The sequence below is a fragment of the Clavibacter sepedonicus genome (assembly GCF_000069225.1).
Classification (GTDB): domain Bacteria; phylum Actinomycetota; class Actinomycetes; order Actinomycetales; family Microbacteriaceae; genus Clavibacter; species Clavibacter sepedonicus.
Genome location: NC_010407.1, coordinates 1,113,958 through 1,138,953, shown reverse-complemented (window position 1 = coordinate 1,138,953; position 24,996 = coordinate 1,113,958). Strand labels below are relative to the sequence as shown.

Here is a 24,996-nt window from a genome sequence, read left to right as displayed (position 1 = left end):
GCCGCCGCTAGCCGAGCGCCTCGGGCCGCACCCAGTCCTTCCCGTGCACGTGCTGGTCGAGGAACGCGAGCACCGTCCGGTACCAGACCACCGACTGCTGGGGCTTCAGGATCCAGTGGTTCTCGTCCGGGAAGATCAGGAACCGGTGCGGCGTCGTGCCGTCGTCGGAGGCGTGGTGCTCGGCGAGCTCCGACCAGAGGCGCAGGCTCTCGCCCACGGGCACGCGGTAGTCGCGGTCGCTGTGGATCACGAGCATGGGCGTCACGATGTCGCGCACCGAGTGGTGCGGCGAGTTCCGGTCGAGCCCTTGCGCCGAGAAGATGCTCTGCCAGTACTGCGACGAGTCGGTGGTCGGCCCGAACTGGTCGAGCGCCCACAGGCTCGCGTGGCTGACGATCGCGCGGAAGCGATCGGTGTGGCCCGCGACCCAGTTGGCCATGTAGCCGCCGAACGAGCCGCCCATCGCAGCCGTCCGGGTCTCGTCGACGTCGTCGCGCGCCTCGACGGCGTCCGTGATCGACATGAGGTCGGTGAAGGGCGCCTCGCCCCACGCGTCCCAGCCGCGCGCGATGAAGTCGAGGCCGTAGCCGGTGCTGAGCGCGGGATCCGGGAGCAGCACCGCGTAGCCGCGCGCCACCATCACCTGCGGGGTCCAGCGCCAGCTCCAGGCGTTCCAGCTGTTGAGCGGTCCGCCGTGGATCCAGAGCAGCAGCGGCGCGGGCGCCTCGGCCGACGCGCCGTCCGGCAGCATCAGCCAGCCGCGCACGCGGGCGCCGTCGGCGGCCGTCGTCTCGACCTCGGTCATGGTGCCGGTCGTCGCGGGAACGGGCGCCGGCGTCGCGAGCTCCGTCACGGATCCGTCGGCGGCCGACACGCGCACGGGGTGCGCGGGCGCCATCCACGAGGAGCGCAGGGCGACCACGTCGCCCGTCCCGGGGTCGACCTGCACGTCCGTGTAGGTGTGGTCGTCGGTCATGAGCTGCGTGACGGCGTCGTCGAGGCCGATGCGGAACACGGGTCCGCGCCCGTCCTGGTCGGCCGTGACGACGAGTCCCTGCGAGTCCGCGTCGAACCGCAGCGACGACGGCCAGCGGTCCCACCCGGCGGCGACGCGGCGGGCGCCGGATCCGTCGAGGGCCGACACCCAGATCTCCTGCTGCGTGGGCGCGGCGGGCGTGGCCCGGTCGGTGCGCATGTAGGCGAGGAGGGCGCCGTCCGGGCTGATGGCGGGCATCTCGAGGTCGACGCCGGGCACGTCGAGGAGCGTGGTCCGCTCGCCGGTCGCGACGTCGATCGACACGAGCGCCTGCCGGTCGCCGCGGCGCTCCTTCACGCCGACCGCGACGACGAGCGTGCGGCCGTCCGGCGAGATGGCGGCGGCCGCGTGGTCGAGCGTGCGGCCGGGCCGCGGCGTGAGGTCCCGCGGACGCGGCAGCGAGGCCGGGTACGGCTGGGCGTTGGCGGCGGGCGCGGCTGCTGCGGATCCGCCGTCCTCGGTGGCGGCCTCGGCGGCGAGCGCGGTGGCCGCGTCCGCCGTCGTGGGACGCGCGGGCTCCTCGACGAGCGCGTCGGCGAGGTCGAGCGCGAGCAGGTGCGGCTCGTCGGGGCCGAGGTCGTGGTCCCAGTAGCGCACGGGGTAGCTCTCGTGCAGGATCGCGTTGACCTTCAGATCCGACCGCTTCTTCCGCTCCACGGCGTCGGCCTCGAGCGAGCCGGACCCGGGCAGCAGCGGCGCCCGCAGGATCAGCGTGGCCGCGTCGCGCGCGACGGCCGCGATGCCGTCCACCCCGCCGGCGAGCCGGGTGAGCGCGCGGGCCTCGCCGCCGTCGGCCGGGAGGATCCACAGCTGCGCGGCGTCCTTCTCCTCGGCGTCGTCGGCGTCGGGCCGGGACGAGACGAACAGGAGGTCGCCGGATGCCGTGAAGGCCGCGCCCGCCTCGCTCTTCGCCGAGCGGGTGAGGCGCCGCGGCACGCCGCCGCCCGACGCGGGCACGGCCCAGAGGGCGTGGCGGTAGCCGGTCCGCGCGGCGTCGAGGGTCGTGACGGTGAGCACGGCGCGGCGTCCGTCGGGGGAGAGCACGAGGCCGCCGAGGCGCGGCATGGCGATGAACTCGTCGAGCTCGGAGAAGGGGGTGCGGGTGTCGGACATGCTCCCACGCTAGGTGTAGTTCCCAGTGAGGTTGTGAACGCGTTCGGCGGGCGTGAGTCCGCCGATGCCGGTGTGGGGGCGGTGGTGGTTGTAGTGATGCAGCCAGGCGTCGTAGGTCGCGGCGCGGGCCTCGTCGGTGCGATAGGGATGGGCGTAGGCCCACTCGGTGGCGAGGGTGCGGTTGAAGCGCTCGACCTTCCCGTTGGTCTGGGGCCGGTAGGGGCGGGTGCGTGTGTGGGCGATGGTGCCGAGCGCCTCGGTGAAGGCGTGGGAGCGGTAGCAGGAGCCGTTGTCCGTCAGGACACGGATCACGGTGATGCCCGCGGCGGTGAAGAACGCGTTCGCGCGGGCCCAGAACGCGGCAGCGGTCTCCTTGCGCTCGTCGGTGAGGATCTCGGAGTACGCGAGTCGGGAGTGGTCATCCACGGCGTGATGCAGGAACGCGTATCCCCGCCCGGTCCGGGGAGTGTTCCTCCGGCCGGCCGCTCTGCCGAGGACTCGGTGCCCGCCGCCGTCCGGGATGCGGCCGAGCTTCTTGATGTCGACGTGGACCAGATCTCCCGGTGAGGAGTGCTCGTAACGTCGCGCGGGCGAGCGTCGGACGGGGAGTCCCGTCGCGGAATCCAGGTGCGTGAGCAACGGCATCCGGTAGCGACGGAGGACCCGCTCGACCGTGGAACGGGGGATACGCAGGTGGTAGCTGATGCGGTGCGGGCCCCACCGGCGGGTGAATCTCAGCGCGACGATCCGCCGCTCCCGACGCTGACTCGTGCGGGTCGGTTGCCGGTGCGGGCGGGATGAGCGATCCGTCATCGGCAACCCGGCCCGATACCGGCGAGCCCATCTCGACGCCGTCGCCGGCGAGCACTGGAACCTCTCCGCCGCACGCCGGACCGGCCACCCGTCCTCAACGATCAACCGAGCAAGCCGAAGCCTGCCCACGGGAGCGAACGGGGCATTAGCGTGAGTCACGAAGACCTCCGGTGATGACGTGTGCTTGGTAACTCACATCGTCCCGGAGGTCTTCGCTATCCGCCCCAGCGTTCACAACCTCCCGAGGAACTACAACTAGGCGACCGGGCGGCTCGTCGGCAGGGCGGCGTCGCTCCCGCAGAAGTCGAGGATCGCGCCCTCGAGCACGTCGGCGAGCTGCCGGACGGAGTCGACCTCGGCCCACTCCTCGTCCGCGTGCGCGCCGCCGCCCGTGACGCCCAGGAGGATGCACGGGATGCCGGCCTCGTGCACGAGTCCCGCGTCGGTCCAGAAGGGCTCGCCGCGGTGCGGGACGGGCGATCCGGTGACGCGCATCCCGCTGTCGAGCACGGCGCGCGCGAGCGGCCCGTCGACGTCGGCCTCGAAGGCGGCGCGGGCGACGAGGACCCCGAGCTCGGCGTCCATGCCCGGCGTGCGGGCGGCGACCGCGTCGAGCGCCGTTCGCAGCTCGGCCTCCACGTCCGCCGTCGACTGGCCGGGGAGGAACCGCCGCTCGAGCGTGAGCACGCAGGAGTCGGCGACCGTGGCCGCATCCGAGCCGCCGTGGATCCGGGAGACGCGCACCGCGCCCGTGCCGAGGAGCGGGTGGCGCGGCCCGGCCGCGAGGCGCTCGGCGAGCGCGTCGAGGTCGCGCAGCACGAGGCCCGCGTGCGCGATCGCGTCGACGCCCTGCTCCGGCATCGATCCGTGCGCCGCGCGCCCGCGCAGGCGGACCTCGTACCAGCCGAAGCCGCGGTGGGCCACGATCGCCTCCGACTGGCTGGGCTCGGAGATCACCGCGCCGTCGATCCGCGTGTCGGCCGCGGCGAGGGCCCGCAGCGCCTCCTCGGTGCCGAGGCTCGCGAACTCCTCGTCGGCGACGAGCGCGAGCACGACGTCCCCGCGCGTGCCGATCCGCCGGGCGCGGTCGGCCGCGACCATCATCGCGGCGAGGCCCGCCTTCATGTCGAAGGCGCCGCGGCCGAGGAGGCGTCCGTCCTCGACCCGGGGACGCAGGCCGCCGCGCTCGGGGTCGCCGGGCGGGACGGTGTCGAGGTGCCCGTCCAGCAGGATCGTGCGGCCGCCGCCCGTGCCGCGCGCGGTGGCGAGCACGGTCGGACGCCCGGGGGCGTCCTCGAGCACGCGCACGTCGAAGCCGCGGGCGCGGAGCCAGGCGGCGACGTGGGCGGCGACGGCGGTCTCGCCCGCGGCTCCAGCCACGAGGTCGGGGTTGGTCGAGTCGATGCGGATCAGCTCGGCGGCGAGGTCGACGGGATCCACGAGGCCGGCGGTGCCGACGGTGCCGGCGTCGGACCCCGGCACGGCGCCGCTCACGCGCGCGGCGGCAGGTCGTCGGCGGGCAGCGCGGAGACAGTCTCGTCGGCGTCGTCGACCAGGCGCAGCGCGCTCTGCGGCACGACGACCCGGCGACCGGCGGCGCCGTCGTCGTCCGAGCCGAGCTCCACGACCCAGGCGCGGCCGCGCGCGGTCGGCACGGGGCTGACGCTGCGCAGGCCGTCGGATGCGGAGGCGACCACGAGGCCGACGGGCTCGCCGTCGAGCGCGGGGTCGCCGGTGGCGGCCGCGCCGTCGAGGATCACGACCACGGCCCCGACCCCGATCGCGTGCGTCTCCGCGCTCCCCCGCTCGCCCTCTAATCCGTCCCGGCCGCGTCTCATCCACGTGCCCCGATCCTCCCATCGGCGGCTCCCGACGGCCGTCCGGCGCGCGGCCCGCGCCGCCCGCACGGGCGACGCCCGGCCGACCTCGGTAGCGTGGGGATCCCATCCGCCAGAGGAGTCCGCGTGCCCCGTCCCACCGACATCATCATCAGCCCGCTCGACGGGAAGCGCGCCGTCGTCACCGGCGGCAACAGCGGCCTCGGCCTCGAGACCGCCCGTCGGCTCGCCGCGGCCGGCGCCTCCGTCGTGCTCACCTCGCGCGACCCGGAGCGCGGCGAGGACGCGGCGGGCACCATCCGCGACCGCCACCCCGGCGTCCACGTGGAGGTCGGATCCCTCGACCTCGCCGACCTCGCCTCCGTGCGCGCCTTCGCCGACCGCGAGGTCGAGCGCGGGCCGATCGACATCCTCGTCGACAACGCCGGCGTCATGGCCCCGCCGGACCGGCGCGAGACGCGCGACGGCTTCGAGATCCAGCTCGGCACGAACCACCTCGGCCACTTCGCGCTGACCGGCCTGCTGCTGCCTGCGCTCCGGGCGGCCGACGCGCCTCGCGTGGTCGTCGTCTCGAGCCTCGCGCACTGGATGGGCCGCATCGCGTTCGGCGACCTCCAGTCCGAGCGGCGCTACAGCCCCTGGGCGGCCTACGGCCAGGCCAAGCTCGCGAACCTGCTCTTCATGCGCCGCCTGCAGGCGCTGTCGGATGAGCGCGCGTGGGGCCTCACGTCCGTCGCCGCGCACCCCGGCGTCACCTCCACGAACCTCGCGAAGAACGGTCCGGGATCCGGGCCCCAGGGCGTCATGAGCGACCTGGCGGCCAAGTTCGGGCCGGCCGCGATGGGCCAGGACGTGCGCGTGGGCGCGCTCCCGCAGATCCAGGCGGCGACCGGCCTCGGCGTGCACCCGGGCGACTACTACGGGCCCGCGGGCCCCGGCGGGATGAGAGGCATGCCGCACCTCGCCGTCTCGAGCCCGTGGTCGAAGGACCCCGAGCTCGCCCGCCGTCTCTGGGACGCGTCCGAGCAGCTCACCGGGGTCGTCTACCCCGCGTAGCCCCTGATCGATGGACGGCCGATGCGCCCGGGCCACGCCCGGGCGCATTCCCTATGGTGGGGACATGATCTTCGACGCCGACCGCCCCTGGGTACGCAGCTACGCGGACGGGGTGTCGGCCGACATCCCTCCCGTCATCGGGTCCCTGGTCGACATGGTCGAGCGCTCGATCCAGCGGCACGCGAAGGCGGTCGCGCTCGAGTTCTTCGGGCGCGAGACGACCTACCGCGAGATGGGCGACCATATCTCCCGCGCCGCGGAGGGCCTGCGCCGCCTGGGCGTCCGGAAGGGCGACCGCGTCGCGCTCGTGCTGCCGAACTGCCCGCAGCACATCGTCGCCTTCTACGCGGTGCTCCGGCTCGGCGCGATCGTCGTGGAGCACAACCCGCTCTACACGCCGCGCGAGCTGCGCCACCAGTTCGAGGACCACGGGGCCCGCGTCGTCATCGCCTGGAACACGGTCGTCGGCACCATCCAGGACATGCCGCGCGACGTGCCCGTCGACACCATCGTCTCGGTCGACCTGCCCGCCGCGATGCCTCTCGCCACGCGCCTCAAGCTCCGCCTCCCGGTGCCGGCCGCCCGCCGCGCCCGCGCCGCGATCACCGCGCCCGTCGAGGACACCGTCACCTGGGAGCAGCTCGTCGACCACCGCCGGATCGCCGCGTCCCGCCCGAAGCCCGAGCTCGACGACGTCGCGATCCTCCAGTACACGAGCGGCACCACGGCGAGCCCGAAGGGAGCGATCCTCACCCATCGCAACCTGCACGCCAACGCCATGCAGGGCCGCGCCTGGGTGCCCGGCCTCGCGGACGGCGGCGAGACCGTCTACGGCGTGCTGCCCATGTTCCACGCCTACGGCCTCACGCTCTGCCTCACCTTCGCCATGGCGATCGGCGCCCGCCTCGTGCTCTTCCCCAAGTTCGACGTGGACCTCGTGCTCGCCGCCGCGCGGAAGCACCCGCCGACGTTCCTGCCCGCCGTCCCGCCCATCTACGAGCGGCTCGCGCGCGGCGCGAAGGAGAAGCGCGTCGACCTCACGGGCGTCCGCTTCGCGATCTCCGGCGCCATGAACCTGCCGGTGTCCACCGTCGAGCTGTGGGAGGGCCTCACGGGCGGCTACCTCGTGGAGGGCTACGGCCTCACCGAGACGTCGCCCGTCGCGCTTGGCAACCCCATCGGCCCGTCGCGCCGGCCCGGCACCGTGGGCGTCCCGTTCCCGAGCACCGAGGTGCGGGTGGTGGATCCCGAGGATCCCGACGTCGACCGCGCGCCGGGCGAGGAGGGCGAGCTGCTCATCCGCGGGCCGCAGGTGTTCCAGGGCTACTGGCGTCGGCCCGACGAGACGCGCGCCGCGCTCCTCGACGGCGGCTGGTTCCGCATGGGCGACATCGTGCGCGTCGACGCCGACGGCTTCACGACCATCGTCGACCGGATGAAGGAGCTCATCATCACGGGCGGCTTCAATGTCTCCCCCAGCGAGGTCGAGGACGTCGTGCGCGGCGCGCCGGGCGTGCAGGGCGTCGCCGTGGTCGGGCTCCCGTCGGCGGACGGCGGGGAGGACGTCACGGCCGCGGTCGTGCTGGATCCGGGTGCCAGGCTCGACGAGGCCGCGATCCGCGCGTACTGCCGCGAGCACCTCACCGCCTACAAGGTGCCGCGCCGCGTCGTGCGGGTGGATGCGCTCCCCACCTCGCTCATCGGCAAGGTGCTGCGCCGCCAGGTGCGCGAGGACCTGCAGCGCGAAGGCTGACCGCCGCCTGGCAGGACCGGCCCCGGGCACGGTCGGCGGGACGCGACCGTCCTACGGTGGATGAGCACGCTTCGTGCACCAACCATCGAAGGAGCCACATGACTCGAGGCATCGCCGTCGTCACCGGAGGATCGGCCGGACTGGGCCGAGCGACCGTACGGGAGCTCGCGAACCGCGGCTGGGACGTCGCCGTCCTCGCGCGCGGCGAGGACGGGCTCGCGGGCGCCGTCGCCGACATCGAGGCGCGCGGGCGCCGCGGTCTCGGCATCTCCACCGACGTCGCCGACCGCCTGGCCGTCGAGGCCGCCGCCGATCGCGTCGAGGACGAGCTCGGCCCCATCGACCTCTGGGTCAACGACGCCATGGTCGGCGTCTTCGGCGAGTTCCTCACCACGGATCCGGCCGACTTCGAGCGCGCCACCGCGGTCAACTACTTCGGCTTCGTCAACGGGACGCGCGCCGCCCTCAGCCGCATGGTGCCGCGCGACAGCGGCCACGTGATCCAGGTCGGCTCGGCGCTCGCCCACCGCGGGATCCCGCTGCAGGCCGCCTACTGCGCGGCCAAGCACGCCGTGCAGGGCTTTACGGAGTCGGTGACGACCGAGCTGATCCACAACAAGAGCTCGGTCACGATCTCCACGGTCGACATGCCCGCGCTCAACACGATCCAGTTCAACTGGGTGAAGTCACAGTTGCCGCACCACCCGCAGCCCGTGCCGCCGATCTTCGAGCCCGAGGTGGGCGCGCAGGCCATCGCCGCCGTCGCCGAGAAGCCGAAGCGCCGCAACTGGGTGGGCGAGCCCACGGTCATGACGGTGCTCGGCAACCGCTTCGTCGCGAACTGGCTCGACGGCTACCTCGCGAAGACCGGCTACTCCGGCCAGCAGGCCGCGGACAAGACGCAGCCGATGCTGACGACCAACCTGTACACGCCCACCGCGGGCGACCAGGGTGCGCGCGGCATCTTCAGCGACCGGGCCCGCACGATGAGCCCGCAGGTCTGGATCATCCGCAACCGCGCGAAGACCGTCGCGATCGGCGCGGGCGCCCTCCTCTCCGGCGTCGTCGCCGGGGCCGCCGCCCTGCGTCGCCGATAGCCTCGACGCATGGGTGACATCGACGCGATCGTGGTCGGCTCCGGGCCGAACGGGCTGGCCGCGGCCGTGACGATGGCGCGCGCGGGCCTGCGGGTCGAGGTGCACGAGCGGGCGGACACGATCGGCGGCGGCAGCCGCACGGCCGAGCTCACGCTCCCGGGCTTCCACCACGACATCTGCTCGGCGGTGCACCCGATGGCGCTCGCGTCCGGGTTCTTCCGGGCGTTCCAGCTCGACCGGCGGATCGACCTCGTCGTGCCGGAGATCTCCTACGGGCACCCCCTCGACGGCGGCGTCTCGGGCATCGCCTACCGCGACATCGACCGCACGGCGGACGCGCTCGGCGTCGACGGGCGCGCATGGCGGCAGCTCATGGGGTCGCTCGCGGCCTCCGCCGACCGGGTCGCGCAATTCACCAACGGCCCGCTCCTCCAGGTGCCGCGCCACCCGCCCACCGCCATCCGCCTGGGGCTCCGCGCGCTCGAGCAGGGCTCGCCGCTGTGGAACGCGCGCTTTCGGGGCGACGTGGCGCCGGCCATGTTCACGGGCATCGCGGCCCACGCGATCCAGACCATGCCGAGCGTGTCCACGGCCGCGGCTGCGCTCTCCCTCGGCGCGTACGCGCACGCGCGCGGCTGGCCGGTGCCGATCGGCGGCAGCCAGTCCATCGTCGACGCGATGGTCGCCGACCTGCGGGCCCATGGCGGCGAGGTCGTCACGGGATCCGAGGTCCGGACGCTGCACGAGCTGCCGGCCGCCCGCGCGGTGCTCCTCGACACCAGCGCCCGGGCACTCTCGCGCATCGCGAGCGACCGGCTGCCCGCCCGCTACCTCCGCGCGATCCGCCGCTTCCGCTACGGCAACGCAGCCTCCAAGGTCGACTTCGCGCTCTCGGGCCCCGTTCCGTGGACGGATCCCGAGCTGCGGAAGGCGGGCACGCTGCACGTGGGCGGCACCCGCGCGGAGATCCAGCGCGCCGAGCACGAGGTCGCCGCGGGGCGACACAGCGACGACCCGTACGTGCTCGTCGCGCAGCCCTCCATCGACGACCCCGGCCGCGCGCCCGAGGGGAAACACGTGCTCTGGGCCTACACGCACGTGCCCGCGGGATCCACGGTCGACCAGACCGAGGTCATCACGCGGCAGATCGAGCGCTTCGCCCCGGGCTTCCGCGACCTGATCCTCGCCTCGTCCAGCATCGACGCCGTGGGCATGGAAGAGCACGACCCCAACTACATCGCCGGCGACATCGCGGCCGGCGCCGCGAGCGTGTGGCAGCTGCTTGCCCGTCCCGTGCTCTCGCCAGACCCGTGGCGCACGCCCGCCGCGGGAGTCTACCTGGCCTCGAGCTCGGCGACGCCCGGGCCCGGCGTGCACGGCATGGCCGGGTACCAGGCGGCACGCAGCGCGCTGCGGCACGAGTTCGGGATCGAGCGCGGGCCGGACCTCTCGATGTGACGCGTGCGTCGGTGGCATCGACGCGACGGCGCCGTCACATCGGCGTTATCCGCACACCCGCCGGCACCCGGAACCCCTCCGGCGTCACCGCATCCGCCTTGGCCACCGCCTGCGTGAGCAGATCCTCCACCCGCACCAACCCGGAACCTGCAGCGACCGTCACCCGCGCACCCGCGCCCACCACACGCCCCGCGACAGACGCCACATCGGCCGCCTCCGCGACACGATCCCCCACCGCACGACCCGCGCGCTCGCTCGCGCGCTCGCTCGCTCGCTCGCGGAGACCCTAGCTAAATCTTTCGCTTTCCTCGATACTTTGGCCATTCATCTTCGGGAGGGAGCAGCTTGCCGAATACTTTTTCCAGCCGACCATCGAGCCAGTCCTCGGGACCATTCTGCAACGTCTTGACCGGATGATCCACGTACTTGATCTCGCGAGAGAGCTGTACATCCGATCTCCCCGGACCCGGCTCGTAGGTGATTCGGTACTCCGTCGGGTGCCCTGCCCCTTGCTGCGCAAGTTGCTTTTCCGCATCTCGCAGCACCGCAACCATCTGATGCTGCAAGCGGAGCATGCGCGAGGAACTGGCATCCACACCACACAGGTCATCCGGGTAGACAACTCGGCCATCCTGCTCGAAGAGCATATTGGCATATCATTGCCCGGGTTCCGACGCCGCATAGATGCACATCGCGTTCACCCCTTTGGCTCCGCGTGCATACTCGACACCAAGAGGTATCCAACTATTGGTGAGGCTCTGGATGGCTTCTTGTTCAGTTCTTGACACTCTCGCCCCCATCGGTAGGATTCCGCGAATACCGACTTCCCGTTGAACACGGAATCAATATGAAGACCATCTGGTCGGCCCGTGACGGCGTCGACTCGGACGTCGACGCCAACGTGACCCGGGGGTGTGGATTTCAGCGCCCTCGCCCGTTGTCGGTCGATGTCCGCATAGCACGCCTGTTGATGTCCCCGAATTGCGACACGCGGTCGTCGAGCTTGGGTGATCCGCCGAACCAGTCCGCAATCACATGCCCCGCGTGGTCGCCGAAGAGCTTACCTCAGGCACGTCGTTTGCGCCGCAGCCGCCCGATGTGCGTCTTGAGCTGCAGGTTCTCCGCGATCACTCGGTCGATGTACCAATGCTCATTCGTCCGATACAGGTACTCGCGCTCGCCCGTTCGGCCGGTTGACCATGCACGGTGGTCGCGTGTTCGATCAAAAGCCTCCGAACATCTTCTCAAGACGCCCGTCGAGCCAATCCTCTGCACCTTCTTCTAATACCTTGGTCGGGTGGTTCGAATACACGAGCTCGTGGGACAACTGCATGTCCAGTTGACGAGTGAGCAAATCATATGTCAAGCGGTATTGGGTAGGAGATGGGGCACCGGCCTCCTCGAACTGCGCCTCAGCCTCCGCCAAGTATTTGAGTAGATACCTTTGAACTGCAGAGACGCGGTCGTCCCCAGAGTCGACTCCGCGTAGATCGTTGGCGTAGACGATCTCCCCGGCTTGCTCGAAGAACGCATTCGCGTACGAGTGCCCGCGCTCGGACCCGACGTAGACGTAGATCTTTGATAGATCTGGCGCGCCCTCGCTGAACTCCATCGCGATTGACACGCAGCCCGTCGCAAAGTCCTGCAGAATCTCTTCTTGTCTCTTTGGCATTGAGTTCCCTACTGCTTGAAATTGCTCCGGTAGATTCTGCCGTTGATCTTGTATTCGACCTCGAAGCGGGGCGACCTGCCTGTGAGCGGGTCAGGATCCAGCCGGATGTCGAGGAAAATTCGTTCATCAGGATGAGCAGCCTTGCGACCGAGTAGCTTCCTCTCGAGGCGGGCGTATTCTACCAGGTTGTTCTTTTGGGACATCGCGACGATGTTGTCCAGCTTCGGAGAGCCCCCGGCAGCGTCCGCGGCGAGATGTCCCGCATGATCCCCCTGGAGCTTGCCCACAGGATTTCTTTGATGCGGAAGACGTCCTTCATGGGTCTTGAGCTGCAGATCCTGGATGATGACACGGTCGATGTGTCCGTGCTCGTTCGTCCTGTAAAGGTACTCGTGCTCACCTGCCTGGTACCAGGTGCTGGGTTCGAGACTCCTATCCGGCCGCAGATGACTACCGTCACGGACAACAGGCAGATCGTGGATCTCCTGCGGACTCAACGACCGCCAATAGTCGTCTTCAAAGTAGTCGAGGGGCTCGCTGGGTAGCGGATGGGCAACGGAAGTCGCTTCGCGTGAGTGGATCCCGTCCGATCCGCGACTTGGGTCGCCGGTTACTCCACCACGATCGTGACGTCCGATCTGGTCACTGTGTGACGCATGGGCGTCCCCGGCATGATGCCTCACCTCCTCGGGTGTCGACTCGGACGTCGCGCGCTCTTCGGCTCCCCCGCGAGCGTCCGCCCCGTGCTGCTCGACCCCACGCACCGCATCCGCACCCGCAGCACGCCCCACCCCCGGCGCATGCCCCGAACCCGCGGGCGCCTCCACCGTCCCACGTTCCAGAACACCGTGCCCCGCCGCATCCGCGATCTGCGAACGCACACGACCCTCCACCTCCACCCGCAGACCCGCCGGCACCCGGAACCCCTCCGGCGTCACCGCATGCTCCACCACCACCCGCACCAACGGCACCCGCCCGACCGCGTCCCGCAACGCATTCATCACGGGCGCCGTCGCCGCATGCCCCACCGCATCCGCCTTGGCCATGGCCTGCGTCAACAGATCCCCGACCCGCACCAGCCCCGTACCCGCAGCGACCGTGGCCCGCGCACCCGCACCCGCCACACGGCCCGCGACAGACGCCGCATCGGCCGCCTCCGCAACACGACCACCGACCGACGCGACCCGCGCCCCGACCGACACCACCTTCGCCCCCGCCGCGACCTCACCCCCCACCGGGATCAACAACGACCCCACATTCACGAACAACGACCCCGCCGCCCGCGCCGGATCCGACTCCCACTGCTCCCCGCTGCCGACGAACCCCTCCACCATCTGGCGCTGCTTGTCCACCGTCGACCTCGAGAAGTCCCGCATCCACCCCGGCGTCACACCGCTGGAATCATCGGCCAGCATCTGGAAGATCGGCGTCGGCGCGATCAATGCACCCAACCCCTCCACCACACCCAGAGCCGACGCCCCCGCATGACCCCAATCACCCCACGCGCTCGTCTCCGGGTTGTACGAGATCAGGCTCCCCAACCCCTCGGCCATGCTCGTGACCGCATCCCCCGCACCACCCAGGAACGAGCCCACGCACGTCTGACGACCCGACGCCATCTGCCCGAACGGCAACGCCGTCCCCGCCACGGCCGCCGCCGTGAAATCCGTCCCCTGCACCGGCACCGCACACGACGCCCGCGTGGGATCCGCCGCGGCGATCGCGTTCACGCAATCCGCCTGCGCCTCGTCCAACGCCGTCGCCTGAACCGCCACCGCCTTGATCAACTCGTCGTTGCGCTGGTTGTACGGCGGGTAATCCGTCCACTCCACGTGATGCGCAGGAGACGAGTACATCCCCCCGGGCGAGGTCTGCACCGAGCCGTAATCCGTCAACTGCGTCGTCGGCTGATCCCCCACCGCCGGCAGGTCGTATCCCTGCTCCGCCAACGCCACGAACGCGACCGCCTGGGTCTGGAGATCCTTCAGCGTCACCACGATCGGCTCCACGGTGTCCGCGAAGTCCTTCAGGGCCTTCGCCACCTTGGTGAACCCGTCGGCGAGGGCCGTGGTCTCCTGTCCGACCGGCGCCATCACCGCCAGCAACGCCTCCGACTCCGGCGCCTGGTACACCGTCGACATGGTCTGCCACGATGCCACCGCCGACGCACCGTGCTGCGAGACCCCCGTCGACGCCGTCGCCAACGTCGACGCAGCGCTCCGGATGAGATCCGGGGACATGCCCACCCCGGGGATGCTGCCCGGATCGATCAATCCGTCCGCACGGCACATGCCGCCACCCGCGGTCGACGCAGGCGCGTACATCACCGACCACCCGCCCGAGAGGTGAACCAGCTGAAGTCACCGTTCGACGCGGCATCCACCGCCGCCGTCTGCGCCTGCGTCACGTCGGACGCCATGGTCTCATCGGCCTGCACGTAGTCGGTCGTCGCCGTCGCCGCACCGAAGAGGCACGCCGAGATCCGATTCGTGACATCCGTGACCGCTGCTGATTGGGCGTCGAGGAACGCCGCCAGGGAAGCCGGCACCGCGGTGCAGGTCGCCGCCCCGGATGTCACGTCGTCGTGCGCACCGGACACGCCGCCCACCGCGGTCGTCAGGTCGTCGGACGCCTTCTGGACGGCCGTGAGCACGTCCCTCACCCCCTGCGGATCAATGCTGTAGCTCGTCATGGGATCCCTCCCCCGCCTCTCCGGCCAATGCGTGCGCGGACCCGTCCGCCGCGGCCGCGATGGCCTCGACCAGCGCAGCGTCCTCCTCCGCGCCCCACCCGCAGGCGTGGAGGTCCGTCCAATACAGCTCGTGCTCGTCTCCTGGCACCGGCACGCTGCCGCCGAGGATGCGTTCCGCATCGCCGGTGTGCTGGAGCTCGCGTGACCTGGTGACCGTGAGGTGCGTCGGGACACCGATGCGGGTCACGAACGCGGCGCCCCCGTCCCAGAGATCGGTGACACCCAGCTCCGGATCCACCGACGCGGCCCCCACGATGCACTCGGCCATCGACACCGGGCGCGGCGAGACGATGGCCCATTCGCGGTTCACGACGGCCTCCCCGAGAACGCCGCGGCGATCGTCTCCGGACCCAGGTGCCGCGCGGTGGTCGCGAGATCCGCCCAGGCCGCCGCCTCTCCCCCGCCGAACGACATCAGGAGCGACGGGGTGCGCGGATGCCCGATGCGCTCCACGAGGGCCGCCCACTCCAGAGCGGCCGTGGGGAAGTCTTTGTCGCGCACGGCGCGAGGCCCGACCAACGCGGCCCGCGGCTCGACGGGTGCGGGGACATCCGCCGTGAAGGTCATGTCCGGCGCTCCGTGCATGGTGCAGACGAAGGCGAAGTGGATCTGCGCCGCGCGCTGCAGGAGCCGCAGGAGCTCGGCGGATCGCGTCGCGGACAGCTCGCCGCGCACCACCAGCTTCGTCTCCTCGAAGACGGCGGCCGGCTCGGACCACACGCGGATGCTCCCGCTGAGGCCATCGCCGTGCAGCAGGAGCCGGACCGTCTGCGGAAGCCGCGAACGCGACCACGCGGTGACCCCGGCCGGGCTGAACGCGCTGACGGCGGGCTCGACCACGCCCCACGCATCCACGCGCGACTCCGCCTCGGCCGCGATCAGCTCGGCGATGCTCCCCATCTCGAACTCCCCGGTCAGCATGTGTCGCGCGGTGATGGTGACCTGCGTCCACGGCACGGACCCCGGGGCGGGAGGCGTCTGCCATCCGCCGGGGATCCGCGATACGAACGCCTCCTGCGCGTGGGCGACGACGGCGGTGGTGCCGGCGAGCCGGAGTCCGCCGCCCGACGGCACCGCCCACCGTCCGCCGAACGACCTCAGGGCCCCGAGCGACGCGAAGGTGAGACGCGTGTCCTCGGGCGTGATGACCAGAACCCGAGAGCCCGCGGCACCGGCGTCGGCGAGGAGGCCCGCCCGCAGCGCGCTGAGATGGAGGACGCGCGCCGCCGTGCGGCAGACCACGTAGCCGTCGCCCTGCTCGTCGATGAGCGGGTGGAGCATCGGGTCAGCGACAGTGGAGCGCGTCTCGTCCATCTCGGTGTCCCGCACGACCCCTAGCCGATGGAGTCGACTGCGGCCTTCCCCCGTGACATGGCCGTCTGTGCGGTCTCGTCGTTGCGTGCCATCGCCTGGCGCAGCGCGTGGATGATGTCGCGCACCTGCTGGGCGACCGCGTTCCAGCGGGCCTCCTTGGCCGCGTACTCCGTGGAGACGCCGTCGGCCTGGTAGTCGGCCATGGCGGCCTTGACGTCGGAGTCGCGCTGGTCGAGCAGCGACTCCAGGTGGCTCGCGACGGCCTGGAACTCGTCCTGGGCCGATTGCGATGCCGCGATGTCGTAGTCGCGGCGGTCTGTGCTGTTCCCGCTCATAATCCGGATCCCCTCGTCCTATGCCCGGCCGGAGAAGCGCGCGGAATCGAACCCGGCGCCGCTCTGCGCGGCGCGCGTCTGGTCCGACATGTCGGAGTCGCCCTGCTGGAAGGCCATGTCCTGCCCCTGGATGCCCTCGAGGACCGCAGCGAGCGCGGCGTTCAGCTCCGCCGCGATGGAATCGGTGTTGGCCTTGAACTGGTCGAAGGCCTGTCGCCCCGCCCCGTTGAACCGCCCCTCGAGGGGTGCGGCCGACTGCTCCAGGCGACGCACCAGCGCCCCCAGGTCCTCGTGGGAGGAGCTCGTCCGCTGTCCCAGCTGCGTGAGGGTGCTCGCCCCCATCGCGAATTTCATGCCCATGTCTTGCTCCTCTTCAACCCCGACGGAGGTCGCGGCTGCTCGCTGATGCGACCGGACGACGCCCGACCGATCGCACCGGATGGTACCCCCGATTCGGGGGCGCGGGAACAGCAGACAGAGATACGGATCCAGGACGCTAGGATCACGCTGGCTCAGGCGTCGGGCCGGACCCCCTGAGGAGGCATCGATGGCGCATGCTCTCCTCGGCGCGGTGACCTGCGGCCGCTGCGGCGCGCGCGTCGCGGCAACCGTCTCCGCCTGCGCCCGCTGCACGTCGCCGCGCCTTGACGCCGCGCCGGGAACCGCCACCGGTCCCTACCAGGGCATGCTCATCGGCGTCGTCCCCGCCACGGCCGGACGCAGGTACGCCGCCCGCGCGGTGGACGCCCTCCCGCCCTTGGCCCTCCTCGCCGCGGCCGCGGTCGGCGCGTTCGACGGCCGTTGGGCCGTGCTCGTCGTGGCGGCCCTGGTGCTCGCCGCACTCCTGCTGATCGCCGCCAACGCGGTCTCGTCGGTCCGCAGCGGGCAGACGCTCGGCCGCCGCGCGCTCCGCCTCCGGACCGTGGACGACCTCTCGGGGGCGCCGCTCACCGCGATGGACCGCCTGGGTCGGATCCCCCGCGTGCTGCGTCTGCGCACCACCATGACCGCGGACCTCCGCGCGGGCCGGGATCCGCTCGGCGTGGCCCGGCCGCCCGCGGACGCGCTCGGCGAGGACGCCTCCGATGCCGACGACGCCGCCCCCAGCGTGGACGAGGCGGTCCGACGCGCGCACCGCCGCTCCGCGGCACCGCTCGCCGAGGCTCCCGTGGCCACGGCCGCGGCGCTCGTCCTCGACTCCTCGGAGCGTGTCTCCGTCTCCGAGCCCCTGATGATCGGCCGGAAGCCCGAGGCGCAGGTCGACGGGGTGACCTACCGCGTCCACCCGTGGGCCGACCTCTCGCGCACTGTCGCGAAGTCCCACGCCCTCTTCGCCTGGTCGGGATCGACCATGTGGATCACCGACCTCGGCAGCCTGTCGGGCACCGCGATCATCACCGCCGCCGGGGAGCGTCGTCCGCTCGTCGCCGGCGTGCCCACCGCGGCGAGCGTCGGCTGGATCGTCGAGCTCGGGCGTCGCCGCATCACGATCGAGCCGGACGCATCGGACACGACCTCCGCCGCATCCGCCGACGCACCGGCTGCTGCGGCCCGGGACATCGGCGGGCCGGACGCGGGTGCCTCCGCCGCATCCGGATCGGCGACCGCTCCCCACCCGGACGCCGGATCGAGCGCCACCGATCGCATGGCCGCTCCGGCCGCCGCACCGACCCCCACCGAGAGGACGTCGCCCCGTGCCGACTGATCCCGACGTCATCCTCCTGGAGACGATCCGCACCCACCGCTCCCGGCTCCGGTCGGCGTTCATCTTCGGCGAGCTCACCGAGCGCCGCATCGTCGACGACAACTCCAAGCGGTTCATCGCCAGCGTCGTGGTCGCCGCGGTCATCTGCGCGGGCTGCGTGGGCGCCTCCTTCGTCGGCCACCTCCTGGGCGGCGCCGCACCCGGCGCGACCGCCGGCGTCGTCGCGACCCCGGTGCCCAGCCCGTGAGCACCTTCACGCGGGTGACCGTCCTCGGCTCGCACCGCCGCGCCGACCTCGTGGCGCCGAGCGATGAGGCCGTCGCCTCCCTCATCGCGCAGCTGGTGGAGCTGCTGGGCGAGCGCACGGAGTCGGCGGCGCGCCCGATGACGCTCATCCGCGCGTCGGGCGACCAGCTCGGCGCCGAGGAGTCCCTCGACGACCAGGGCGTCCTCGCGGGCGACGTGCTCCGGCTCGTGCGCGTCGACGACGCGCCCGCCCCGCCCGAGGTCGCCGACGTCACCGACGTGGTCGCCGAGGCGCGTGACGACCAGGGCGCGCTGTGGGGCGACGTGCACCGCGTCTCCGCGACCTGCATCGGCATCGCGCTGCTCTCCGGGGTGGCCGGCGCGCTCCTCGTCTCGCCCACCCGGCTCCCCGTGCTCGGCGGCGTCGCCGTCCTGCTCGCGCTCGCGGCGGCGGTGCTCGGGCTCGTCCGCGAGGACCGCCCCGCCCTCGTGGTCACGGCCGCGTCGGCCGGACTCGCGGTGCCCGCGACCGTCGCCGCCGTGGGCACGTGGATGCCGCAGGGCGGCTCGCTCCCCGTCCTCGCCTTCGGGGTCGCCGGCGCGGTCTGGCTCGTGGTCGGCATCGGGATCGGCGTCGGGCTGCGGCGGCGCACCCTCCTCCGCGGGAGCGTCGTGGGGGTCGCGGCCAGCGCCGTGGCCCTCGGTGTCGACCTGCTCGGCTGGACGGTGACGCAGGAGTCCGCGATCGTGGGCACCGCCGCCGTCGTCCTCATCGGCCTGCTGCCGTGGTACTCCATGACGGCGTCGGGTCTCACGGGGCTCGACGACCTGGTCATAGCCGGCACGCTCTCCGACCGGGACACGCTCCGTGGCACGGTCGACGAGTCCTACCGGTCGCTCAGCTGGGCGGCCCTCGCCGCAGCGGTCCCCGCGGCCATCGCCGCGAGCGCGCTCGTCGCCACCGAGGATCCCTGGCCGCTCGCACTCGGCGTCTGCCTCACCCTGGTCCTCGCCCTGCGCACGCGGGCGTTCCCCCTGGCCTGGCAGTCGCTCCCGCTGTGGGGAGCCGTCGCGGCCGTGATCGTGGTCGCCGCGCTCGCGCACGCCGCGGAGCGCGACGCAGTCGCCGCCGGCCTCGGGGTCATCGTCCTCGCCTGCGCCGTGATCGGCGTCGCGCGCCCGTCGCTGCAGACGCGCGCGCGACTCCGCCGCATGGGCAACCGCCTGGAGACGCTCGCGGTCGTCGCCCTCGTGCCCTGCGTGATCGGCGTCTTCGGCGTGTACCCCTCCCTGCTCGGGACGTTCTGACGATGGGACGCCTGACCAGCTCGATGTCCACGGCCGCGCACATGCTCCTCGCGAGCCCCGCCTCGGCGTTCCGCGAGGCGACCGAGGCCGACGCGGTCGTGCGCGTGCCGTTGCCCGTGTCCCGACGCGTCGGCTTCGTCCAGCTCGCCGGCGGGAGCGGCACCTCGGCTGCGTCCGCAGCGGTCGCGGCCGCGCTGGCCGCGCGCCGCACCGGCGTCTCGCTCGCGGTCAACGCCTCCGGCGGATCCACGCACATCCTCCGCCGCCTCCCGTCCGAGACCGCCGACCCGCGCGAGCGTCGCGACGCCCTGCCCACCACGTTGCGGGAGGCCGCGTCCGACCTGGTCTTCCCGCTCCCGCGCCTCGCCGCCCTCGACCTCCAGCGCCGGGACCGGCCCACCACGGCCGCGGACGCCCGCACCTGGTTCGACGAGGTGAACCCGATCTCCCGCTTCTTCGATCTCGTCGTCACCGACTGGGGCGTGCGGCCGGCCGCCGCGGACCTGGCACTCACCGCCGTCGCGAGCCACGTGCTCTGCCTGGTGTGCCGGGCCGAGCGCCACGCGCTGGAGGACGTGGTGGCCATGGTCCCCGCGCTCCGCGCCGAGCCGGATCCGCCGCGCATCGTCGTCGTGAGCGTCGACGTGGGCGCCCGTGGTCGGCACGACGCCCGCGACGTGATCGCTCGCGAGGTCGGGGTCCCCCTCATCGGCCTGCCCTACGACGCCGCCTGGTCGACCGCCATCCCCACCGCGAGCCGGCGTCTCTCGCTCGCCTCCCGCACGGCCGTGCTCCGGCTCGCCAGCACCGTGATGACGGAGGCGGTCGCCTCGCTGCCGTCCAACAGCGCACCCTCGGACCGCCCGGACGACACGCGCACGGCGGCCGTCGCGTGAACCGCCTCGTCCACCGGCCGAGCCGCGTCACCCGACCGCTGGAGCAGCCCGAGGCGGAGGCGCTGTCGGCGCCGCCCGCCATGTTGGACGGCCCCCAGGGCGGATTCCCCATCCAGTCGCTCATCCCCATCCTCGGCGCCACCGTCAGCGTCACGATGATGACGCTGCTCCGCGGCCAGCAGATCTACATGGTCATCGGGGCGCTCGTCCTGGTCGTGGCCGCCGTCGGCGGCCTCGCGATGGCGTTCACCCAGCGCAGCAGCTCCGCCCGCACGCGCCGCGTGCAGCGCGAGCGCTACCTCGACTACCTGGAGCGCGTGCGGTCCCGCACCCGAGCCCGCGCCTTCGAGGCGCGCGCGCAGGCTGCCCTGCTGGATCCGGCGCCCGTCGCCCTCACGGAGATCGTCCGCGATCCCGCGCGCCTGTGGGAACGCCGCCGGAGCGACGCCGACTTCCTCCGCGTGCGGCTCGGATCGGGCACGCGGCGCTGGCTCGAGCTGGCCCTCCCGGCCGAACCGAACCCCGTCGAGCCGTACGACCCGATCATGGCCGCGGAGGCGGAGCAGGTCGTGGCCCAGCACGAGGTCGTGCGCGGGATGCCCATCACGGTCGACCTCGCCGGAGCCGGGCACGTGTCCGTCATCGGCCCGCGGGAAGACGTGCTGAACGCCGCGCGCACGCTCATCGCCCAGCTCGCCGTCTTCCACGCGCCGGACGACATGGTGATGGCGCTCACCTTCCCCGAGCGCGCCGCGGCGGACTGGCGCGGCGTCGACCGGCTCCCGCACCTCGTGGTGGAGGACGTGTTCGACGGGCCCGTGCCCGCGCGCCGGGTCGCCCCCACCCCGCAGGCGCTCCGCACGGTCATCGGCGAGGACCTCGCCGACCGCGCCCAGCTCGCCGCGACCGCCCGGCGCGGCGGGCTCGACCAGGGGCCGGCGGACATCCCGCGGCTCGTGGTGTTCATGGACGACTACGGCAGCATCGCGGGGTCCCTCCCCGTCCCCGACGCCGAGCTCGACCTGCGCGACCTGCGGATCACGATCGTCCACCTCCTCAGCGACCGCCTGCACGAGCCGTCCGACGTGACGCTGCGCATCCTCGTCGACGGCGGGTCGGCTGTCGTCTCCGACGCGCGTCTCGCGCACCCCGTCTCCGAGGTCGCGCCCGACCGGATGCCGGTGGCGCTCCTCGACGTGCTCACGCGCGCGCTGGCCCCGCTGCGCCTCAGCATGTCGCGCAAGGACGAGGCGGAGTCGGCGCGCGCCATCGACATCTCCGAGCTGCTCGGCATCGGCGAGGTGGGCGTGCTCGATCCCGCAATCACGCAGGCGCCGCGCTCCCCTCGGGACTTCCTGCGCGTGCCCGTCGGGCTCGACGACTTCGGCGAGCCGCTGCTCCTCGACATCAAGGAGGCGTCGCAGCTCGGCATCGGGCCGCACGGCCTGTGCGTGGGCGCCACCGGATCCGGCAAGAGCGAGTTCCTGCGGACGTTCGTACTCGCCCTCGCGTCGTCGCACAGCCCCGCGGACCTCGCCATGATCCTCGTCGACTACAAGGGCGGCGCCGCCTTCGCGCCGTTCGCGAGCCTCCCGCACGTGGCCGGCCTCATCGACAACCTCGCCGACGACCCGCAGCTCACACAGCGCGCCCGCGCCAGCCTCTCCGGGGAGGTGGTCCGCCGGCAGAAGATGCTCAAGGACGCCGGCAACGTGCCGTCCATCACGCACTACGCCGAGCTGCGCAGCACCCGTCCCGAGCTCCCCGGCATGCCGCACCTGCTGCTCATCATCGACGAGTTCGGCGAGCTCCTGACGGCCGAGCCGGACCTCATCGACCTGCTCATCCAGATCGGGCGCATCGGGCGCACCCTCGGGATCCACATGCTCCTCTCGAGCCAGCGCCTCGAGGCCGGCAAGCTCCGCGGCCTCGACACGTACCTCTCCTACCGGATCGCGCTGCGCACGTTCTCCGAGGCGGAGAGCAGCATGATCATCGACACCAACGACGCCTTCCGCCTGCCCGCGGTGCCCGGCTACTCCTACCTCAAGTTCGACACCACGCTCCGGCGCTTCCGCTCCGGATACGTCTCCGGGGCCATCGCGGAGTCCGACCCGGATCCGCAGGCGACGGGCTCCGACGCGCCCCGCGGCATGATCCGCCTGCCCACCTACAACGGGATGGCCACGCGCGAGAGCAGTCAGAGCGCCGAGGAGGCGCTCGCCCGGCCGGTCGTCGGCCGCGTGCTCGTCGACCTCGCCGTGGAGCGCATCCGCACCCGGGGCGAGCCCGTCGCCCCGGTGTGGCTGCCGCCCCTGCCCGAGCGGCTCACGCTCGCGTCGCTGGTCGACCGCGCCGAGCAGTACCGGGCCCTCTCGGTGCCGGTGGGCGTGCTCGACGAGCCCGACCGTCAGCGGCAGGAGCCGTGGATCCTCGACCTCACCCGCAGCGGCGGCCACGCGGCCGTCTTCGGCGCACCGCAGTCCGGTCGGACGACGTTCCTCCGGACGGTCGTGGCGGGGCTCGCCCTCACGCACTCCCCCGCCCAGGTCGCCGTCTACGGCCTCGACTTCTCGGGCGGCGGGCTCTCCCGCGTCGAGGGCTTCCCGCACGTGGGCGGCATCGCCACCCGCACGAGCCGCGAACGGCTGCAGCGCGTCGCCGAGGAGATGCGCCGCATGCTCACCGAGCGCGAGGCCGTCTTCTCGCGCCACTCCATCGACTCCATGGCGACGCTCCGGCGCGTGCACGCCGAGGGCCGCGTCCCCGAGTTCGACGCGGCCGACGTCGTGCTGGTCGTGGACGAAGCCGGCGCACTCCGCGGCGACCACGAGGAGCTCGAGCCCGTCGTGCAGGAGCTCCTGCAGCGCGGCGGGTCCTACGGCATCCACGTGGTGCTCGCGCTCACGCGGTGGAACGACCTCCGCACCACCCTGCAGCCCTTCATCGGCACCCGCATCGAGCTGCGCCTCAACGACGCGCTGGAGTCCCTCGCCGGGCGCCGGCTCTCGGAGACCCTGCGGGCCGAGCAGCCGGGGCGCGCGATCACGGACGACCGGCGGTTCGCGCAGATCGCGCTGCCCGTGCTCGAGACCGAGCCGGGGCTCGACGTGGGCGACGCCCTCGAGCGCCTGGCGCGCGACACGGCCGAGCGGTGGCAGGGCGAGCGCGCGCGGACGATCCGCCTGCTCCCGGAGAACCTGCCGGCCGCGCTCCTCCCCGACGCGATAGAGGTGCCCGCGGCGATCCCGGTCGGGCTCGCGCAGGACACGATGGAGCCCGCGCTCCTCGACCACAGTGGACCGGATCCGCACCTACTCGTCTTCGGCGACCCGGGCGCGGGCAAGAGCAACCTGCTGCGGGTGCTCATCGACGGATCCGTGCAGCGGAGCAGCTCGGACGAGCTCGTGGTCGCGCTCATCGACATCCGCGGCGCGCTGTCCGACGCGTGCCCCGACGAGTACCTCGGCGGCTACGCGGGCGACGCCGCGCAGGCCACCGAGCTCGTCACGGCGATCGCCGGCGAACTGGCCCGGCGGCGCGCGGAGCACGACACCGATGCGGCGCGGATCCTGCTGGTGATCGACGACCACGACATCGTGGCCGCGTCCGGCACCGACGCCCTGCGACCGCTGCTGCCGTTCATCGCCAGCGCGCGCGACCTGCGGCTCACCGTCGCCGTCGCGCGGCCGGTCGCGGGCACCTCGCGGGCGTTCTTCGACATCGTGCTCCAGTCCCTCCGCGACAACGGGGCGACGGCGGTGGTGGTCATGTCGGGCGAGCGGTCGGAGGGGCAGATCGTGCCCGGCATCCACGCCGAGCGCATGGTGCCCGGGCGCGCGCCTCGTGCGCCGCGGCGCCCGACCGCAGCTGATCCAGGTGGCCATGCAGGGCGACCCCGTCCGCGACGAGGCGGGAGCCGCGCATGCCTGAGACCGGGACGCCCCTCGTCCGTCCCCGAGAGCGCGCCGCGGTGCGCGTCGTCTTCGCCGGCACGTCCGGGGGCGTCGGCACCACCACGACCGCGGCCCTGGTGTTCGCGGCGCTGCAGCGCCGCGCCGCCGGGGCGCCGACGCTCACCGACCACACGGGCGGCACGCTGGGCGGGCGCCTCCCCCTCGGGGACGAGGCCGGGGCGGTGGATCCGCGCCTGATCCTGCACGACCTCGGCCCGCACGCGCGCGGCGAGGGCCTCGACCTGCTCGAGTCGCCCGCCACGCTGCTGGCCATCACGACCGCGTCCACCCCCACCGGGATCGCGGCCGCCACGGAGCTGCTCACGGACATCACGACGCGGTACGGGATCGAGGCGCTGGCACGCGTCACCATCGTCGCGAGCCGCACCAACGGCCGCCACGACGTGCAGGCGGAGTCGCGCCGCCTGTTCGCGACCCACGGGCGCACGATCGTCTACGACATCCCCGACGATCCCGGCCTCGCCGTCGGCGGACGCATCCCGGTGGCCCGCCTCCGCCGGCGCACGCGTGAGGCGCAGACCCGGCTCGCCAAGCACCTGGACGACGTGGCGCGCCGGTTCCACCAGGCGCGCCCGGCGGGCTGACGGCTGGCGGCGGTCCGTCCACCGGGAGGCACTCCGGCAGACT

The 24,996-nt window shown here is 72.7% G+C and carries 23 protein-coding genes; 10 read left to right on the top strand and 13 right to left on the bottom strand.

The window, feature by feature from the left end:
- Window positions 1-7: 7 nt before the first annotated feature.
- The 4 genes from CMS_RS05405 to CMS_RS05390 all read right to left on the bottom strand — a co-directional run bounded on the left by CMS_RS05405 (window position 8) and on the right by CMS_RS05390 (window position 4,800).
- The gene (locus CMS_RS05405) at window positions 8-2,149 is read right to left on the bottom strand and encodes a S9 family peptidase (protein WP_041464443.1); all 2,142 of its coding nucleotides are present in this window, start codon (window positions 2,147-2,149) and stop codon (window positions 8-10) included.
- Between the two features lie 9 nt (window positions 2,150-2,158).
- On the bottom strand, window positions 2,159-3,121 hold the full coding sequence (locus CMS_RS05400; protein WP_012298486.1) for an IS481 family transposase: 963 nt from the start codon (window positions 3,119-3,121) through the stop codon (window positions 2,159-2,161).
- A gap of 96 nt (window positions 3,122-3,217) precedes the next feature.
- Entirely contained in the window at window positions 3,218-4,456 is a 1,239-nt protein-coding gene (locus CMS_RS05395) for a M20/M25/M40 family metallo-hydrolase (RefSeq protein ID WP_012298485.1), read from the bottom strand.
- Window positions 4,453-4,800 (bottom strand): hypothetical protein, encoded by a 348-nt coding sequence (locus CMS_RS05390; protein ID WP_012298484.1) that lies wholly within the window; start codon window positions 4,798-4,800, stop codon window positions 4,453-4,455. The genes CMS_RS05395 and CMS_RS05390 overlap by 4 nt, the downstream gene beginning before the upstream one ends.
- Window positions 4,801-4,926: 126 nt before the next feature.
- On the opposite strand from CMS_RS05390, the gene CMS_RS05385 reads away from it, so the two are divergent.
- The 4 genes from CMS_RS05385 to CMS_RS05370 all read left to right on the top strand — a co-directional run bounded on the left by CMS_RS05385 (window position 4,927) and on the right by CMS_RS05370 (window position 10,164).
- The gene (locus CMS_RS05385; protein WP_041464442.1) at window positions 4,927-5,856 is read left to right on the top strand and encodes an oxidoreductase; all 930 of its coding nucleotides are present in this window, start codon (window positions 4,927-4,929) and stop codon (window positions 5,854-5,856) included.
- A 64-nt stretch (window positions 5,857-5,920) separates the two neighbouring features.
- Window positions 5,921-7,609, top strand: coding sequence for a long-chain-fatty-acid--CoA ligase (locus tag CMS_RS05380; RefSeq protein ID WP_041464441.1), 1,689 nt, complete (start codon window positions 5,921-5,923; stop codon window positions 7,607-7,609).
- Window positions 7,610-7,707: 98 nt separating this feature from the next.
- On the top strand, window positions 7,708-8,706 hold the full coding sequence (locus CMS_RS05375) for an SDR family oxidoreductase (protein ID WP_012298481.1): 999 nt from the start codon (window positions 7,708-7,710) through the stop codon (window positions 8,704-8,706).
- 9 nt (window positions 8,707-8,715) lie between these two features.
- Window positions 8,716-10,164: a phytoene desaturase family protein gene (locus CMS_RS05370; RefSeq protein ID WP_012298480.1), complete on the top strand. Its 1,449-nt coding sequence runs from the start codon at window positions 8,716-8,718 to the stop codon at window positions 10,162-10,164.
- Between the two features lie 34 nt (window positions 10,165-10,198).
- Here the strand turns inward: CMS_RS05370 and CMS_RS18135 are convergent, their stop codons facing one another.
- The 9 genes from CMS_RS18135 to CMS_RS05330 all read right to left on the bottom strand — a co-directional run bounded on the left by CMS_RS18135 (window position 10,199) and on the right by CMS_RS05330 (window position 16,597).
- Window positions 10,199-10,327, bottom strand: coding sequence for a hypothetical protein (locus CMS_RS18135; protein ID WP_256890524.1), 129 nt, complete (start codon window positions 10,325-10,327; stop codon window positions 10,199-10,201).
- A gap of 127 nt (window positions 10,328-10,454) precedes the next feature.
- Complete coding sequence (locus tag CMS_RS17075; RefSeq protein ID WP_133064117.1) at window positions 10,455-10,811, bottom strand: hypothetical protein; 357 nt, start codon at window positions 10,809-10,811, stop codon at window positions 10,455-10,457.
- Between the two features lie 575 nt (window positions 10,812-11,386).
- Window positions 11,387-11,836, bottom strand: a complete 450-nt coding sequence (locus tag CMS_RS05360; protein WP_094146247.1) for a hypothetical protein — start codon at window positions 11,834-11,836, stop codon at window positions 11,387-11,389.
- A gap of 8 nt (window positions 11,837-11,844) precedes the next feature.
- Window positions 11,845-14,076, bottom strand: coding sequence for a DNA/RNA non-specific endonuclease (locus tag CMS_RS17565; protein WP_223842770.1), 2,232 nt, complete (start codon window positions 14,074-14,076; stop codon window positions 11,845-11,847).
- Between the two features lie 83 nt (window positions 14,077-14,159).
- On the bottom strand, window positions 14,160-14,498 hold the full coding sequence (locus tag CMS_RS05350) for a DUF6507 family protein (protein WP_041464439.1): 339 nt from the start codon (window positions 14,496-14,498) through the stop codon (window positions 14,160-14,162).
- A 10-nt stretch (window positions 14,499-14,508) separates the two neighbouring features.
- The gene (locus tag CMS_RS17300; protein ID WP_012298471.1) at window positions 14,509-14,898 is read right to left on the bottom strand and encodes a hypothetical protein; all 390 of its coding nucleotides are present in this window, start codon (window positions 14,896-14,898) and stop codon (window positions 14,509-14,511) included.
- Complete coding sequence (locus CMS_RS05340; protein ID WP_012298470.1) at window positions 14,895-15,917, bottom strand: DUF6177 family protein; 1,023 nt, start codon at window positions 15,915-15,917, stop codon at window positions 14,895-14,897. Before CMS_RS05340 ends, CMS_RS17300 begins: the two co-directional genes overlap by 4 nt.
- Before the next feature lie 5 nt (window positions 15,918-15,922).
- On the bottom strand, window positions 15,923-16,237 hold the full coding sequence (locus tag CMS_RS05335) for a pore-forming ESAT-6 family protein (protein WP_012298469.1): 315 nt from the start codon (window positions 16,235-16,237) through the stop codon (window positions 15,923-15,925).
- Between the two features lie 18 nt (window positions 16,238-16,255).
- Window positions 16,256-16,597, bottom strand: coding sequence for a WXG100 family type VII secretion target (locus CMS_RS05330; protein WP_012298468.1), 342 nt, complete (start codon window positions 16,595-16,597; stop codon window positions 16,256-16,258).
- A 187-nt stretch (window positions 16,598-16,784) separates the two neighbouring features.
- Here CMS_RS05330 and CMS_RS05325 point away from each other — a divergent pair, with 187 nt between their 5' ends.
- Genes CMS_RS05325 through CMS_RS05300 form a run of 6 tightly spaced genes read left to right on the top strand, consistent with a single transcriptional unit; the run spans window position 16,785 to window position 24,953 of the window.
- A complete protein-coding gene (locus CMS_RS05325) occupies window positions 16,785-17,942 on the top strand; it encodes an FHA domain-containing protein (protein WP_012298467.1) in 1,158 nt (385 codons plus the stop codon).
- Entirely contained in the window at window positions 17,932-18,189 is a 258-nt protein-coding gene (locus CMS_RS17295; protein ID WP_012298466.1) for a hypothetical protein, read from the top strand. The genes CMS_RS05325 and CMS_RS17295 overlap by 11 nt, the downstream gene beginning before the upstream one ends.
- 14 nt (window positions 18,190-18,203) lie before the next feature.
- The gene (locus CMS_RS05315; protein ID WP_133064115.1) at window positions 18,204-19,496 is read left to right on the top strand and encodes an EsaB/YukD family protein; all 1,293 of its coding nucleotides are present in this window, start codon (window positions 18,204-18,206) and stop codon (window positions 19,494-19,496) included.
- Between the two features lie 2 nt (window positions 19,497-19,498).
- Window positions 19,499-20,392, top strand: a complete 894-nt coding sequence (locus CMS_RS05310; protein WP_012298464.1) for a hypothetical protein — start codon at window positions 19,499-19,501, stop codon at window positions 20,390-20,392.
- Complete coding sequence (eccCa, locus tag CMS_RS05305) at window positions 20,389-24,546, top strand: type VII secretion protein EccCa (RefSeq protein WP_012298463.1); 4,158 nt, start codon at window positions 20,389-20,391, stop codon at window positions 24,544-24,546. The genes CMS_RS05310 and eccCa overlap by 4 nt, the downstream gene beginning before the upstream one ends.
- Window positions 24,531-24,953 carry a hypothetical protein gene (locus CMS_RS05300; RefSeq protein ID WP_198433873.1) on the top strand — a complete coding sequence of 141 codons (423 nt, stop codon included), beginning with the start codon at window positions 24,531-24,533 and terminating at the stop codon, window positions 24,951-24,953. Before eccCa ends, CMS_RS05300 begins: the two co-directional genes overlap by 16 nt.
- Window positions 24,954-24,996 lie beyond the last annotated feature (43 nt).